General features: G+C 43.7%; 15 protein-coding genes. 13 read left to right on the forward strand and 2 right to left on the reverse strand.

Going from position 1 to position 15,173, the window contains the following annotated elements; translation table 11 throughout:
• Positions 1-196: 196 nt before the first annotated feature.
• Positions 197-625: a hypothetical protein gene (locus ACT89M_RS05045; protein WP_487345027.1), complete on the forward strand. Its 429-nt coding sequence runs from the start codon at positions 197-199 to the stop codon at positions 623-625.
• A gap of 113 nt (positions 626-738) precedes the next feature.
• Complete coding sequence (locus tag ACT89M_RS05050) at positions 739-900, forward strand: hypothetical protein (RefSeq protein ID WP_487345028.1); 162 nt, start codon at positions 739-741, stop codon at positions 898-900.
• A gap of 128 nt (positions 901-1,028) precedes the next feature.
• Here ACT89M_RS05050 and ACT89M_RS05055 read toward each other — a convergent pair whose 3' ends face one another.
• A complete protein-coding gene (locus tag ACT89M_RS05055) occupies positions 1,029-1,472 on the reverse strand; it encodes a hypothetical protein (RefSeq protein WP_221789214.1) in 444 nt (147 codons plus the stop codon).
• Positions 1,473-1,741: 269 nt separating this feature from the next.
• Here ACT89M_RS05055 and ACT89M_RS05060 point away from each other — a divergent pair, with 269 nt between their 5' ends.
• The 3 genes from ACT89M_RS05060 to ACT89M_RS05070 all read left to right on the forward strand — a co-directional run bounded on the left by ACT89M_RS05060 (position 1,742) and on the right by ACT89M_RS05070 (position 6,152).
• Positions 1,742-3,664 carry a 3'-5' exonuclease gene (locus tag ACT89M_RS05060; protein ID WP_487345029.1) on the forward strand — a complete coding sequence of 641 codons (1,923 nt, stop codon included), beginning with the start codon at positions 1,742-1,744 and terminating at the stop codon, positions 3,662-3,664.
• Between the two features lie 216 nt (positions 3,665-3,880).
• A complete protein-coding gene (locus ACT89M_RS05065; protein ID WP_253496901.1) occupies positions 3,881-4,369 on the forward strand; it encodes a copper amine oxidase N-terminal domain-containing protein in 489 nt (162 codons plus the stop codon).
• Positions 4,370-4,862: 493 nt separating this feature from the next.
• On the forward strand, positions 4,863-6,152 hold the full coding sequence (locus ACT89M_RS05070) for a galactokinase (protein WP_487345030.1): 1,290 nt from the start codon (positions 4,863-4,865) through the stop codon (positions 6,150-6,152).
• A 193-nt stretch (positions 6,153-6,345) separates the two neighbouring features.
• Here ACT89M_RS05070 and ACT89M_RS05075 read toward each other — a convergent pair whose 3' ends face one another.
• Positions 6,346-7,599, reverse strand: coding sequence for an MFS transporter (locus ACT89M_RS05075; protein WP_253496895.1), 1,254 nt, complete (start codon positions 7,597-7,599; stop codon positions 6,346-6,348).
• Between the two features lie 437 nt (positions 7,600-8,036).
• Between ACT89M_RS05075 and ACT89M_RS05080 the strand changes: the two genes are divergently transcribed.
• From ACT89M_RS05080 to ACT89M_RS05115, 8 genes are all read left to right on the forward strand, one after another.
• Entirely contained in the window at positions 8,037-8,483 is a 447-nt protein-coding gene (locus ACT89M_RS05080; RefSeq protein WP_336121017.1) for a tellurite resistance TerB family protein, read from the forward strand.
• 39 nt (positions 8,484-8,522) lie between these two features.
• The gene (locus ACT89M_RS05085) at positions 8,523-9,116 is read left to right on the forward strand and encodes a TerD family protein (protein ID WP_154891224.1); all 594 of its coding nucleotides are present in this window, start codon (positions 8,523-8,525) and stop codon (positions 9,114-9,116) included.
• 63 nt (positions 9,117-9,179) lie between these two features.
• Entirely contained in the window at positions 9,180-9,755 is a 576-nt protein-coding gene (locus ACT89M_RS05090) for a TerD family protein (protein WP_154891225.1), read from the forward strand.
• A 120-nt stretch (positions 9,756-9,875) separates the two neighbouring features.
• On the forward strand, positions 9,876-10,457 hold the full coding sequence (locus tag ACT89M_RS05095) for a TerD family protein (protein WP_154891226.1): 582 nt from the start codon (positions 9,876-9,878) through the stop codon (positions 10,455-10,457).
• Positions 10,458-10,479: 22 nt separating this feature from the next.
• Positions 10,480-11,724, forward strand: a complete 1,245-nt coding sequence (locus ACT89M_RS05100) for a TerD family protein (protein ID WP_154891227.1) — start codon at positions 10,480-10,482, stop codon at positions 11,722-11,724.
• A 29-nt stretch (positions 11,725-11,753) separates the two neighbouring features.
• The gene (locus tag ACT89M_RS05105; protein ID WP_090917599.1) at positions 11,754-12,488 is read left to right on the forward strand and encodes a TerC family protein; all 735 of its coding nucleotides are present in this window, start codon (positions 11,754-11,756) and stop codon (positions 12,486-12,488) included.
• Between the two features lie 145 nt (positions 12,489-12,633).
• Positions 12,634-13,830: an HpcH/HpaI aldolase/citrate lyase family protein gene (locus tag ACT89M_RS05110; RefSeq protein WP_487345031.1), complete on the forward strand. Its 1,197-nt coding sequence runs from the start codon at positions 12,634-12,636 to the stop codon at positions 13,828-13,830.
• Positions 13,766-15,166: a phosphoribosyltransferase family protein gene (locus ACT89M_RS05115; protein WP_336121016.1), complete on the forward strand. Its 1,401-nt coding sequence runs from the start codon at positions 13,766-13,768 to the stop codon at positions 15,164-15,166. The genes ACT89M_RS05110 and ACT89M_RS05115 overlap by 65 nt, the downstream gene beginning before the upstream one ends.
• The last annotated feature ends 7 nt before the right edge of the window (positions 15,167-15,173 follow it).

Raw genomic sequence — 15,173 nt, forward strand, 5'->3', positions numbered from 1 at the left:
TGTATCTTGATCGTAGTACTGTATCCATACCCCATATAAGTCTTAAAAGAGATCACATATGGAGACTAACTACATATCTACAACCATCTTATCCTTCGCGAGGTAAATTCATGAAACAAGGCATATATGAACAGCTTATCAACACAATCACCAGACAGGAGATTTATAACATTGGTTTGTAGTGGGAGGATTTTTTATGAGAAGGGCTTTGGTATTCATTCTGACTTCCATGTTGTTACTTGTGGCATGCTCAAACTCAGGGCATAATGAACTTCAAAGTTGGGCATTTGATGTCGTAACTTGGGAAAAGGGAGTTTACAAGGTGACAACTGACACAGTTCCTACAACCGATGTGGAAATCGAAATTGGAACAATTAAAAAACACTCTACAAATGAGAGCGATAAATTACCCAATCTGTTCTCCAACAAGTATAAAAAAGGGACGAAATTATTTAAAGTAAAAAATGTAGAGACAAATGATTATATTGCAGTGGAAGATAATGAGATTTACTATAGAGCAGTAAAGATGGATGGAATGAATACAGCGGCTAATCTCCAGCATAGTAAGAAGCATAAGCAGTTCCAAGCCACTGACAAGCTTGTGAATTTTTTTATACGTACCTGACGGCAAAGGAGTATCGGAAACGAAAGGACTTTTCGGATAAAGGTAAGGTCGCGCTCACGGAATGGAATGAGAAAACGGAAAGTGAGATCAAGAATCTGATTATCGATATGCCCATGTCCAAGTGGAGCGGGGCAAAGGGAAGTATGACGCGGTTCGAAGATGGCGTGTTCTCACTGAATGTAGAAGTGCAGAACTCAGAGGAACGAGCAGTGTTATATCGCTGGACACGGGAAATATGTCTGTATCGGTTGCATGCGTATTTTGAGCGGGGATAGTTTCTATTCACTTCGAAATCATAGTATGGCTTTATCTTCAGATGGGATTAAAATCACCAATAGAAACTACAATAGACCATTTAAATAAAAACCAGACCACACACCGTTTAGTGTATGTAGTCTGGTTTCTATTTTTCATATCTTGTTTTCCATAACCGATAAATATAAAGGGCGACGAGTATGAAGACAGGTACAATTATAGGTTGGATTAAATTACCAATAGGCATAGAGCTCATAAGTGAAATGACATAACTAACGACTGCAATTCCAACAAACAGTGCTGCATTCCCAATGAAAAATTGGTTTGTGGGCTTCTTTTGATAGCGAAGCATGACAACAATCATTGCGATCACAAATATTACGAGGAACATCGATTCTGAGAGCGTTGTCCATCTTCCAAGCTGGCTAATGGAGTCAACACCGTTTTGTGTAATGTTCGTCTCAGAAAGCCACTGTTGAGCATGGCTTAACCGTGTATTCTCCCAAATAACATACATACTGTAACTGATAAGTAATAGAACCATGTATATAAGTAAAAAGAGTGAGGGGAGCCTTTCATTTTTGGTTTGCATGTAGTAGTGTCACCTCTTACTTTCATAGTGCTTCTATCTGTCTAAGGCTGTGATCTGATGGATGGATTGGTAAACCTTAACATAAATATAGTTATTAAGAAACCTAATAAGCGATTATGAGATACATTACTACAAAAGATTCAGGAAAAAAGAATGAATTTAATCTGTACCTTTGCACAACTGCGAATTTTAAATGTGGAAAATTGTGGTCGACTAGTAGATAATGAAATTATAGCAAGTTTAGATCATTAGAATTAGGAGCGATTGGCATGGCGAATACAGTACCAGAAGTAATTCCGAAGAAGGCGACAGCAGGAGAACGACTATTATTTGAGACGTTAAAGAAACATCTGCCTGAAGAATATATCATTTATTATGAACCTGAAATTCGTGGGAGAAGACCGGATTTTGTCATTATCGGACCTGATTTAGGATTGCTGGTACTGGAAGTGAAGGATTATACCAAAGGCACGTTGCATCAAGTGAATCGGGATGAATGGACACTTCGTAATACAGCAGGTGAGTTGGTCACTGCCCGAAGCCCTTTGAAGCAAGCGAGGGATTATGCTTTTTCGATTGCAGACCAGTTGAAGAAGGATAAGAATCTGATCAAAGAGGGAACACCAGGATATTTAAAATTCAATTACGGCTACGGTGTGGTATTCAGTCGTTTGAAGCAGCAAGATTTTCTACACATGGACCTATACAGTGTAATCGATCCCTTGTTTGTACTGACTAGAGAAGAAATGGACCCAGATGATGAAGATTTCTCGGCAGAGATATTGATTGAGAAATTACTACATATGTTCACGGTTCCTACTCGGAATCATTATAGCTTGACACATGAAGATATACAGGCGATCCGCTACCATCTGTTTCCTGAAGTGCGAATCAGTGCGGAGCGCAAAGAAGTTGTGCCTCATCAGGATCAGCTCCTGTTATCCTTGCATAATATTAAGACGATGGACCTACATCAGGAGAAGATGTCGAAGCAGGTTGGGGATAAGCATCGTTTGATTCGCGGTGTTGCCGGTAGTGGTAAAACGCTCGTTCTTGTCAGTCGTGCAAGCATGCTCGCTAAGGAGCATCCAGACTGGAATATCCTTGTACTTTGCTATGGTTCAACCTTGTCACAGTATCTAAAACAGGCCATTGTACAGAAGTTGGCGGAGCCTGAGGATTTATTTGATTTTGCAGCACAGACTACGTCTTCCGAGCTCCAATCTAATATTCAGGTGAAAACGTTCCACTCGTGGCTTGGACAGCAGTTTCGAATCATAGACAGGAAACTGCCCGATTTGCTGGAAAAGGTGGAACAGGGGCAACAAGAATTACCGAAGTATGATGCCATTCTGATTGATGAGGGACAGGACTTTGATGCAGATTGGCTGAGGCTGGTGAGCTTATGCCTTAATGATGAGACGCAGTCGTTGTTACTCGTAGAGGACCGGGCACAAACCATCTTCAAACGTAAAAATAGCCTGGCGCAGGATACAGGATTAGACTTCCGTGGCCGTTCCAAGATTTTAACGATTAATTACCGGAATACGGCACAGATTGTGCAGTTTGCCTGGGATTTCTATAAAGATCAGTCCAAGTTACAGCAGAAAGTTATTCATACCGGTGCTGATGCGATTGAGATTATTCCTCCTCAGTTCACGAAACGCAGAGGTCCTGAACCTCTGATCTATCGAAGTAAGAGTACAAAACTTGAAATGGAGTTTGTTTCTAAATCCATAGACTATTTACGTCGTGAAAAATCATTTGCTCTGAAGGATATTGCCATTTTGTACAGGGTACAGGAATCCAATCAAGTAAATATTATTGAAGAATTGGGAAAAACTCTGGACGATAACAGTCTGACGTATAATTGGGTAACGCGGGATGATCAGTCCAAGAAGAATTTTAATCGCGAAGAGGACAGTATCAAAGTATTAACGATTGACAGTGCAAAGGGACTGGATTTCAGAGCCGTGTTTATCATCTCGATTGAGACAATGCCTCGCAAAGCGGGGAAAGAAGATGAAGTCGATGAACGTGAAGTGTCTCGTTTCTATATCGGAATGACACGAGCGTTGGAATGGTTATTTCTAAGCTACTCTGGAGAATCCCGATTCACCCAATATCTTGATGAGGTTAAACGGCAGAAAGCGAATAATCCTACATCTGGTTCTGCATCCCTTGTGAAATAGGTGGTAAAGCTAAAATAAACAAAGAAAAGCTTATCATTACTTCATCTTATTGAAGCGGATAAGCTTTTCTTGCGATATGGATCTTGAATCTGATGAGTAGTCCAGTATCCTGGCTGTTCTGGATCATTAGATATTTTTCTATGAAACTAAACCTGTTTTGATCACGTTTACCACGATAGACAGGTTATCAATTGAAACAGAAGGGATGAGATTGCTATGAAAAAATGGATACTGTTTGCTACCGCACTATGCGTTGTCACCGTAGCCGGTGCGCTGTATGCTTCAGCTACCAAAGCTAGTGCAGCGGCATCCGCACCGGCCTACACCTTAACCGTGAACGGCAAAGAGATACAGACCAGTAAGCCCGAACTGATGCCTTTCGAGCAAAAGGGGACGGTTTTGGTGCCTTTGCGCGCTACGGCAGAGTCTTTGGGATACAAGGTTAGCTGGATCGCAGCGGATAAAGCGACTCGTGTAGAAGACAGCATTCAATCCGTTATCGTGAAGGAAGGTAACACGCTAGCCAAGTTTACAGGGAAGTTGAAAGTCATCAATCTGACTCACGATGTAGAATTGCCTGTACCCGTTCAATCCAGAAAAGGCATAACGTACGTGCCTGCTTCATTCTTTGAACCTTTTTTCAACGAGGTTATTGTAAAAGAGGGGAACGTGTCCATCTCAGCGCAAATGTCGAGCATCCAATAGCTTCATGTCCACAACGATGTTTGCAGACTGTTCATGGAAGGAAGTCCGATCCATCCGAACCTTACCTTTAAAGACATGCTCCCACAACGGAGCATAGTCTTAAAGGTTTTTTCTTATTTCAGGCGGGCGAACAAATCAACAAAACAAAATAAGATCAGACCAGATATGCAACCCAAAAGACTAAAGCACATCAGTATGTATATTACTCAAATAAATTCCTGTAGTCAGTACGTATATTACCACTCCTTTTCAACAAAAATATGGAAGAAAATACACCATCAAGATTCATATTCCATAATCTCGTTCAAGTTGGGGATTACGCATTTTTACAAATGGACACATGTTTCAAAAAACGCTTCCAAAATTTCAATTCTGCCCTACCTTTTCGGCTCAGAAGCTGAGATAATGGGGATGGCTAATCCGATGAAGGATTTTAGACGACACAAGGGATAGCGGTTACATACCGCTTGCATATGAAATGGGAGGAATAGAGATGACCACACAGGTAACAGAACTCATTCAATCAGCACAGGGACAGGCTTTGCTTGCGCAAATGTACGGACCACAGCATGTAGAGGAGCAGGGTGCCCGTTACGAGAAGCTGGATGCTTCGTTCCGCGAGCATTTCGGTGAGCAGGAGAAAATGCATCTATTCAGTTCCCCGGGCCGCAGTGAGATCGGCGGTAACCATACGGACCATAACCATGGTAAAGTGCTCGCGGGAAGCATTACGCTGGACACGATTGCCGTGGCTGTACCGACAGGGGACAACGTAATTACGTTCTACTCCGAGGGATACGACAAAAAGTATGTCATCAACCTTGCGGACTTGAAACCTAACGCAGAAGATGATGGTACTACCGGATTGATTCGTGGTATGGCGGCTGGCTTTGTAGAGCTTGGATTCAACATTGGTGGATTCAAAGCGGATATCTCCAGTAACGTATTTGCGGCTTCGGGTGTCAGTTCTTCTGCATCCTTCGAAATGTTGATCTGTACGATCCTGAACCATTTCTATAACGATGGCAAGCTGGATGTCGTGACACTGGCAAAAATCGGACAATATGCGGAAAATCATTACTGGAACAAACCGTCCGGCCTACTGGATCAGATGGCCTGTGCATATGGCGGTTTGATCTCGATTGATTTTGCTAATCCGGCTGAACCTGTGATTGAGCCTGTGGAGTGGAATTTCCAAGAGAACGGATATTCCCTGGTCATCGTGAATACAGGTGGCAACCATGCTGACCTGACAGAAGATTATGCATCTGTACCTAACGAGATGAAAGCCGTTGCGAAAGCACTTGGCGCTGAATACGTGCGTGAAATTTCAGAAGAAGATATTTATGCCAAATTGCCTGCAATTCGTGAAGCAGCCGGAGACCGTGCGGTGTTACGTGCATTGCACTTCCTGGCTGAGAACAAACGTGTGGATGGACAGGTATCCGCATTGCGTGAAGGACGTTTTGCTGACTTCTTGTCACTGATCACTGCATCGGGTAACTCTTCATGGAAATGGTTGCAGAACGTGTATCAAGGCGGGGCTTCCCGTGAACAAGAGATCTCTGTGGCACTCGCCTTGACCGAGAACTACCTGAGCAACCTTGGCGATGGCGCATGTCGTGTGCATGGTGGTGGATTCGCAGGTGTTATTCTGGCGATTGTTCCAAACGAGAAGGCAGAAGAGTATATGAACTGGATGCGCGGTATGCTGGATACACCAGTCATTGTCGTTAACGTGCGTCAGCATGGTTCGATCTGCTTGAATGCAGAACTGAATTAATCCGGCTTGATTATAGCTATATAAAGACAGAATGAATTCAAAAGCGGACTCGGGTAGGATATTCCTTCCAAGTCCGCTTTTTTGTTTTAAAATGGAGATCCACCGATAGCCTCATGCTGAAACGATAGTTAAGATTGTCACTGTTTTTAAAGCAGACGAATCAACGATATGTGTATATTGACGATTGCTACTGTCACTGTTCAGCTACATTTCGCATTTTGGAAGCAAACAGGAAGCAGGCCAGGATGTAAACTACGCTAAGTAACAGATAAGGCAATTGCAATGAGAACAGACGGTCGAAAAAGGTTTCGCTCACGCGAACGAGCAATCCGCCCAGCAAGGTGCCGATGGCGCTTATGCCAAACGACAGAAAACGGAACACACTGCCTACACGTCCGAGCAGTTCATTTGGAACGGAGCGTTGCAGGATCGACGAACGGACCACGTTGTAGACAACAATGAAGAAGGCTGCGCAGAAGTATAGACCACCGACCACATATGCATTGGACGTTAGACCAACAGCTCCATAGAGTAGCCCCATCGACAGGATGGAGAGCAGAATGAGTTGTTTGGAACTCCAGCGTTTCCGCATATAAGCCACAGCCTGACTCCCCAGAATACTGCCGATGGTTGCAATAGAGATCAGAATACCGAAGGCATACGCTTCCAGCTGTAATACTTCACGTACAAAGAAAATCTGAGTGACCAGAATCATCGAGAACATTAGCGTAATCGTTACCGACAAGATGGCCAGGCCGCGAAGAAAGCGGTCTTGAAACACATACTGAATGCCGGACCACATCTCGCGTTTCCAATTTTTCATCGGGCGAGTTTCCTTCTCCGCCTGTTCCTGAACTTGGGATTCTTTTGATTTCGCGGGATGAAAGCTGCCGCGCAGACCACTAATAAGTAACAACGAGAGTATAGCCGTCACGGTGTCAATGGCAAAAGGGTAGACGATATGCATCGTAATAATGAATCCGCCAAGCGCTACGCCCAGAATATCACTGGTGATCAGTTGCCCGGCAGTAAATTGGCCGTTGGCTTTTTCCAGTTTTTTCTCCTCTACAACCTGAGGAATGATCGTCTGCACGGTGCTGTCAAAGACAACGCGGCTTAGACCAATCCCGAACATAAACAAGGCAAGCAGAGGTATGCTGATCCAGCCTCCCCAGATACAGATCGTCAGGAACAATAGAAATATCATCCGGGTAAAGCTGGCTCCAACCAGCATATGTTTGCGTGAATATCGGTCGATTAATACGCCAACCGGCAGGCTAAAAATCAGCCAAGGTAATCGCAGGGCAGTCATCGTAATGGATGCATATAACGTGTCCGTTGTTAGAGTGGAGACAAGCCAGGGGACGGCAGCGAGCGTTAATCCATCTCCTAGAAACGTAAGGGAAAAGGCACCGAACAGCTTGGAGTAGTTTGATTTTGATTTCATATATTCCTCCGTTCGTAGATATGGGACTGGTATGTAGCGTGTAGATCGGATTCTCATGTAATAGATTAAATTAAAGATTTTCTCTAGTACTAATTTATGTTATTTGGTAGAAATCCGCAAATTTTGGAGATTATATGATTCCTGTTTTCTTCAAAAGATATTGTTCATATGCGCATTTATTGTCGAATTATGATGTCGAATATTGTAATAAATTGTAGATAAAATGAATAAATTACGAATTATATTAGAAAAAAGTATGAAGTGGTATAAAAGATTGGTTTTTGTTTTTTATTGTAGAAAATTGGCACAGAAAAGAGTATAGTTGAGGAAGAATTTAACTGTTCATTTCTGACATTTAGGTTGTAAACAATATACTGGATTTTACAGTATATTGACCAAAATAAATACATTAATTATGAATTTAACGGAGGGTACATATGAGTTCTTTCAAGAATTGGCTCAATTCAACCAAGCAAGGTTTAGAGGATCAAGTCAAGCGATTCAAGAACAAAGATTTCATGGATGCTGTAGTAGCTGGTTGTGCCCTGGTTGCTTTTGCAGATGGGTCCGTCGATGCTTCAGAGAAGAACAAGATGGCAGGTTATATTAACCTGAGTCAGGAATTGAAGGTTTTTGATATGACAACCGTGATTGAAAGATTCAATCATTATGTGAATAATTTCGAATTTTCCCCTGAGATCGGGAAGCAGGAAGCTTTGAAGGCGATTGCCAAGTTCAAGTCCAAACCTGAAGTAGGGCGTGTCATTGTAGGTGTATGCAGTGCTATTGGTGCTGCTGATGGTAACTTTGATGATCAAGAGCGCAGAGTAGTGGCGGAAATTTGTACAGTTCTGGGCCTGAATCCAGGTGAGTTTAGTCTCTAGAGTCTATTAGATAGAGAAGTTGAAAGGAGGTGAATATTAGTGGCCGGTATTAACTTGGTAAAGGGACAGAAAATTGATTTAACCAAAGGTAAAGCTGGATTAACCCAGGTGATCGCCGGTTTGGGTTGGGACCCTGTAGCCTCGAAAGGGTTTTTCGGGAGAAAAAAACAAGCCAATATCGATTGTGATGCCTCAGCTTTGCTATTAGGTGAAAATGGAAAGTTAACCAAAGAAACAAATCTGGTTTGTTTTCATAACAAAACGAGTTTATGTAGATCTGTCGTTCACTCCGGAGATAATTTGACGGGCGAAGGTGAAGGGGACGATGAGCAAATCAAAATTAACCTCTCCGTCGTACCTGCTGATGTTCATAAAATTCTGATCGTCGTGAACATATATGATTGTGTTAATCGTAAACAGGATTTTGGAATGATTGAACGTGCTTATATTCGTATCCTGGATGGTAGCAATTCGCAAGAATTGGTTCGTTTTAACCTGTCGGATAGCTATGCGGGTATGACAGCCCTCATCTGTGGAGAACTGTACCGACATGGTGGCGAATGGAAATTCTCAGCTATTGGTGAAGGTGCTCATGCTGTACATATCGATGAGCTTGCTCGTCGTTATACGTAAAAATGAGGATTACCTGAAATGAATTCAGTAACTAAAATTATAGTGAGCGGAGATGAATCTTGAATGGCTATTAATCTGTCTAAAGGTCAAAAGATTGACTTAACAAAAACAAACCCGGGATTGGCTAAAATCACTGTAGGTTTGGGTTGGGATACGAACAAATATGACGGCGGTAAAGATTTTGACCTCGATGTCTCCGTATTCTGCGCTAACGCTGACGGTAAAGTGAACGGGGAGAAAAACTTTATTTTCTTCAATAATCCTCAAAATGAGAACGGTTCTGTCGTGCATACAGGTGACAACCGCACTGGAGAAGGCGATGGCGATGATGAGCAAATTAAAATCGACCTGCCTAACGTTCCGGCTGACGTTGAGAAAATCGCGTTTACCATTACGATCTATGAAGCTCAGGAGCGTAGCCAGAACTTTGGACAAGTATCCCGCGCTTACGTGCGTATTGTAAATGAAGCGAATTCCGAAGAATTGATCCGTTTTGACTTGGGCGAAGATTTCTCTATTGAGACAGGTGTTGTCGTTGGAGAGTTGTACCGTCATAGCGGTGAGTGGAAATTCAGCGCAATCGGTAGCGGTTACCAAGACGGTCTGGTTGGACTGACTCGGGATTATGGCTTGCAATAGAATTGTTAATCAAGCTGTGCATGTATAGCAATACCGGAAAGCCGTCGATCTGACGGTTTTCCTTTTCATTACATTAAGATCTTTTAAAATCTTTTGCTGAAAAGAAGGGCGGACGAATAGATGACGATTAGCTTGGCTAAAGGACAGCGGATTGACCTTACGAAAACAAACCCTGGTCTGACTAAAGTTGTAGTGGGCCTGGGATGGGATACCAACAAATATAGTGGCGGAGTCGATTTCGACTTGGATGCTTCCGCTTTCCTGCTTCATGAGGATGGCAAAGCCAAAGGAACAGATGATTTTGTCTTTTACAACAATCCAACAGGCGGCGCAGGATCATTGACTCACACAGGAGATAACCGGACAGGTGAGGGAGAGGGCGATGATGAGCAGATCATCGTAGATTTCAGCAAAGTCCCTGCAAACATCACGAGAATCGGCATTACAGTAACGATCTACGATTATGAAGCACGCGCACAAAATTTTGGTCAGGTATCCAACGCTTTTGTTCGTGTTGTCGATGCTTCTAGTGACCGTGAAGTTTTACGTTATGACCTGGGCGAAGACTTCTCTACCGAGACGGCTGTTGTGTTCTGCGAATTTTATCGTTCCGGTGCAGACTGGAAGTTCCAGGCGATCGGCAGTGGTTTTGCAGGCGGGCTCGCCGCGTTATGCCAGAATTATGGACTAGACGCGAAATAAGAGAAGGATAGGTGAATCTGTTATGGCTGTAACAGTCGTCAAAGGGCAAAAAACGGACCTCACTAAAACGAATCCCGGGCTTACCCGGCTGACGGTGGGCATTGGCTGGGATTCTTCTCCTGCGCTTGAACTAGACACATCTGCTTTTCTTCTTGGTGCTAGCGGAAAGGTATCTGGTGATGAAGATTTTATCTTCTATAACCAGCCCACAGGCGGTTTTATTACCTACAAAGACACACCGCAGCAATCAGATAAAAAGCAGTTCGATATCGATCTGAGCCAAATTCCTGCCCGTATTGAAAAGATTGCGTTCAGTCTGACGATTTATGAAGGGGAGTCCAAAAACCAGAGTTTTAGCCAGGTTCAGAACACCTATATTCGTTTTGGTCATGCGAATAGCGGACAGGAAGCGTTGCGGTATGATTTAGCGAGTGGTTTTACCGTGGAAACGGCGATCGTTATTGGCGAGTTATACCGACATAACGGAGAATGGAAATTCAACGCTGTAGGGGCTGGTTTTTCCGGTGGACTGGATGCACTGTGCAGTAACTTTGGCGTGAGTGTGGAGAACGACACGACCTCCTCACAGCCCGTCCCTCCAGTGCCTCAGCCACCTGCGCCTAAACCTCCTGCTCCACCAGTTCCACCGCCTCAACCCAAGATTGAGTTGAACCTGAGCAAGATTGAGCTGAAGAAAAAGGGCGATACCATCAACCTGAAGAAAAATGCAGGTGGACTTGGTGAGATTCTAATTAATCTGAACTGGAATCAACAGACGAGCAAGGGATTGTTTGGGCGAAACAAGAGCGTGGATCTGGATCTGGGTTGCCTTTTCGAAATGAAGGATGGTAGCAAAGGAGTAATCCAGGCGTTAGGTGAATCGTTTGGTTCTTTGAATCGGTATCCTTATATTGCTTTGGATGGGGATGACCGGACAGGTTCAGTGAAAACGGGAGAGAATCTGCGTATTAATGGTGCACGTATTTCCGAAATCAAACGACTCCTCGTATTCACCTACATTTATGAAGGGGTTACGAATTGGTCGCAAGCGGACGGTGTCGTTACCATTAACCAGAAGGACGGCCCGGACATTATCGTGCGAATGAATGAATATGGAAGTTCCTTAGGAATGTGCGGAATCGCTATGTTCAGCAACGTGAATGATGAAACATTTAGTATTGAGAGGATCGTTCAGTTCTACAATGGACACCGCGCTCTGGATGAAGCCCATGGATGGGGTATGCGCTGGACTGCCGGCAGTAAATAACAATTTGAGTTAGCGGAGGCTCTCTGTTCATGTTTAGTGATTTCTTTAGAAGTATTAGTGAGAATTACGGTCATTTTTTCTCTTGGACCGAGATTGTGGCTACTCTCTCCGACCCCGTAAGTTGGGGAATCATCGGCAGTTTGATCTTGCTGGAAGGTCTTTTGTCCGCAGATAACGCTCTGGTGCTTGCCGTAATGGTTAAACACCTACCTAAGGAGCAACAGAAACGGGCATTGTTCTATGGTATTTTAGGTGCATATATTTTCAGGTTTATTGCTATTGGGCTTGGAACATTCCTTGTCAAGATTACCTTGATCAAGGTACTTGGAGCGTTATACCTCCTCTACATTGCTTACAAGGGACTATTCAAGTCTCAGGAAGAGGAGAATCAGGAAGGCAAGCAATACTCGTTCTGGAAAACCGTACTTATGGTCGAACTGATGGACATTGCTTTCAGTATCGATAGTGTTATTGCTGCATTTGGTATCAGTGAGCAGATTTGGGTGTTGTTCCTCGGAGGGATTATCGGGGTACTCATGATGCGTGGAGTTGCACAAGTGTTCCTCAAACTCATTGACAAATTTCCTGAATTGGAAAAAGCGGCATTTATTCTTATCGCGATCATTTCCGTAAAAATGATGTTGAGTGCTTTTGGCTTCCATATCCCTAACGTACTCTTCTTCTCGTTACTGATTGTTGTATTTGTTGGAGCTATGCTGATAAGTTCCGCAAGAAAGAAAAAAGAAAATCAAGGTCAGGCTTAGTTTTAAAAATCGCAACACCTACTACCAATCCCTCCGCATCTTGGAGGGATTGGTTTTTATACCCCGACAGCATTCATTTTATGATGCAGAACTGACTTCAAGTCAGAAGTGCAAGGAGGAGAATAACCTGAAATATTTTAGTTTTTTGAATGCAGAGGAAGAAGAAGCTTTATTTTTTTCTTCGCCCATATCGTTTAGTCATCGAACCTCCAAAGAAATGCTGGCATACGCTGTTGGGGCTGCTTTGTACATGCCAGCCACACGTCCGCATATAGCAGACGATATTCTACAACGTAAACATGAAGGACTTACAACCATCGTTATTGATCTGGAAGATGCGGTAGGCGACGAGCAAGTCGAATTTGCGGAACAATGTCTGTCTCAGCAACTTGGACTTATTACCGACTACATGGAGGCAGGAAAATTGCACACCAATGACATGCCTTTATTATTCGTCCGGATGAGATCCCCTGAACAGTTGGAACACCTTATAGAAATGTTGGGAGAACGAATCTCTTTATTAACAGGTGTTGTACTGCCGAAGTTTAGCTGTGAGAATGGACGTGCTTATCTGCAGCTTGTTCACCAGTATAATCAGCAGAAAGATCATTCACATCCACTCTTATATGCGATGCCCATTATGGAGACGGCGGAAGTTATTTACCGAGAGTCACGTTGGCAGACATTAATGGATCTGAAACAGATTGTGGATGAGTATGCACCATATGTATTGAATGTCCGAATCGGAGCCACAGATTTCTCAAGTCTGTTCGGTCTGCGGAGAAGCCCGGAGCTTACGATTTACGACATTGCAACGATACGTGATTGCATAGCTGATATTGTCAATTTATTCGGGCGTGCAGATCAGGGATATGTGATATCCGGGCCGGTCTGGGAGTATTTTAGCCAGCGTGAACGTGTATTCAAACCCCAATTAAGGCAGACGCCATTTGAGGAATCTCTGGGCAAGACAGGTCGGAACCTCAGAATGAAATATATTACGAACTCCATGGACGGGCTCATGCGTGAAGTGATGATGGATAAGGAGAACGGCATTGTAGGTAAAACGATCATCCATCCGACACAGATCAAACCTGTTCAGGCGATGTATGTGGTTACGCATGAGGAATTCATGGACGCACAGGGGATTATCGCTCGAAATGATGGGAGCCTGGGTGTTTTTAAAAGCACGTATACCAATAAAATGAACGAAATTAAACCGCATTTAAGCTGGGCTAAACGAATCTTGATCCGATCACAAATATATGGGGTGTTACATGAACAGCAGCATTTTGTCGGGCTCTTGCCCAAACACGAACAGACTTACGTTTCCTATTCTTGATCAGTTTGAAGTCACCGTCGAGGCTACACATAATCCGCTTGCAATCCCATTGGAGAATCTGTTCTCTATGGCGGCACGCCTGAATAAAAAGAGATCTTTTCTCTTTGTCAGCAAGCTGCTGGGCAAGCATATTGCCGTCAATCCATATACTTCACTCCTAAGCGGCGCTGCTCTGGCCGTTCTATTGTATGAGGATGTAACGCACGGAGAAGACAAGCGTACTATAGAGTGGAAGCAACAAATGGTCCGTGGACTAATCGATCCAGAACAGGCACGTGAGGCTTATGAATATCTAATGGGTGTGCAGATGAGTTTGCCTGAAGAGGTTCGCTTTGTTGGTTTTGCCGAGACGGCCACAGCTTTGGGACACAGCATGTACGAGCTATTTGCTAACCGTGCAACGTACATTCATTCTACGAGAGAATTCCTTCCCGAGATTGAGCCGGATATCCAGTTCGAGGAGGAGCATTCCCATGCGATGTCTCATCGCTGCTATGCAGTGGACTCTGCCTCCCTTGCTGAGGGTGGGCCGCTAGTCCTCGTGGATGATGAGATTACGACAGGCAACACCACGTTAAACATCATTCGGGATATCCAGCGTAATTATCCGCGTAAACATTATTATATTGCGTCATTACTGGATTGGCGTACGGATGCAGATGAGCAAAAATTTTCTTCATTAGAAGATGAACTTGGAATAACTATCACCCCTCTCTCTTTGTTAAAAGGAAAAATTCAGGTCACGGGTGAGCCAGCCATTGATATCTCGGGGGAAAAGAAAATCTCTGAATCCACATCTCTGTTAAGTGTTATATCTGTAGCAGGTGAACTGGAGCCTTGGGCTATAGTGTCCGCAGATTCAGAGGGGAATCGCTGTTCACTTCCCTACCTGAAATATTCAGGACGATTCGGAATTCATTCCGGCCTTAATTCAATGCTGAGTGCAGGCATTACAAGGATTGCATCCATCTTACGTGAAAAAAGAAAAGGACAACGAACCCTTGTCATGGGAACGGGTGAGTTTATGCATATCCCGATGCGGATTGCAGCTGAGATGGGCGACGGTGTTCTCTATCAGTCTACGACTCGAAGTCCGATCTATACGGTCAATCGCCCGGGATATGCTGTTGTTGCAGGTGAAGGATATGCTTCTCCAGAAGATCCGGCTGTCCGAAATTATATCTACAATATATTGCCTGGGCAATATGATGAGATCTTTGTTTTGATGGAAAGACATATGTCAGAGGAACGCATGCGGCCTATGCTTGATGTGTTGTTACAACTCGGATGTAAGCAAATACATGTGGTGTACTGCGGTGCTCCACAGGAAGGCTGAGAAGACA

It is taken from the genome of Paenibacillus sp. NN59, from assembly GCF_057597225.1.

Coding starts and splice junctions, on each gene's coding strand:
- ACT89M_RS05075 (WP_253496895.1), bottom strand. CDS start 7,599: ATGAAATCAAAATCAAACTACTCCAAGCTGTTCGGTGCCTTTTCCCTT.
- ACT89M_RS05100 (WP_154891227.1), top strand. CDS start 10,480: ATGGCTGTAACAGTCGTCAAAGGGCAAAAAACGGACCTCACTAAAACG.
- ACT89M_RS05050 (WP_487345028.1), top strand. CDS start 739: ATGTCCAAGTGGAGCGGGGCAAAGGGAAGTATGACGCGGTTCGAAGAT.
- ACT89M_RS05065 (WP_253496901.1), top strand. CDS start 3,881: ATGAAAAAATGGATACTGTTTGCTACCGCACTATGCGTTGTCACCGTA.
- ACT89M_RS05060 (WP_487345029.1), top strand. CDS start 1,742: ATGGCGAATACAGTACCAGAAGTAATTCCGAAGAAGGCGACAGCAGGA.
- ACT89M_RS05105 (WP_090917599.1), top strand. CDS start 11,754: ATGTTTAGTGATTTCTTTAGAAGTATTAGTGAGAATTACGGTCATTTT.
- ACT89M_RS05080 (WP_336121017.1), top strand. CDS start 8,037: ATGAGTTCTTTCAAGAATTGGCTCAATTCAACCAAGCAAGGTTTAGAG.
- ACT89M_RS05115 (WP_336121016.1), top strand. CDS start 13,766: ATGAACAGCAGCATTTTGTCGGGCTCTTGCCCAAACACGAACAGACTT.
- ACT89M_RS05095 (WP_154891226.1), top strand. CDS start 9,876: ATGACGATTAGCTTGGCTAAAGGACAGCGGATTGACCTTACGAAAACA.
- ACT89M_RS05090 (WP_154891225.1), top strand. CDS start 9,180: ATGGCTATTAATCTGTCTAAAGGTCAAAAGATTGACTTAACAAAAACA.
- ACT89M_RS05070 (WP_487345030.1), top strand. CDS start 4,863: ATGACCACACAGGTAACAGAACTCATTCAATCAGCACAGGGACAGGCT.
- ACT89M_RS05045 (WP_487345027.1), top strand. CDS start 197: ATGAGAAGGGCTTTGGTATTCATTCTGACTTCCATGTTGTTACTTGTG.
- ACT89M_RS05055 (WP_221789214.1), bottom strand. CDS start 1,472: ATGCAAACCAAAAATGAAAGGCTCCCCTCACTCTTTTTACTTATATAC.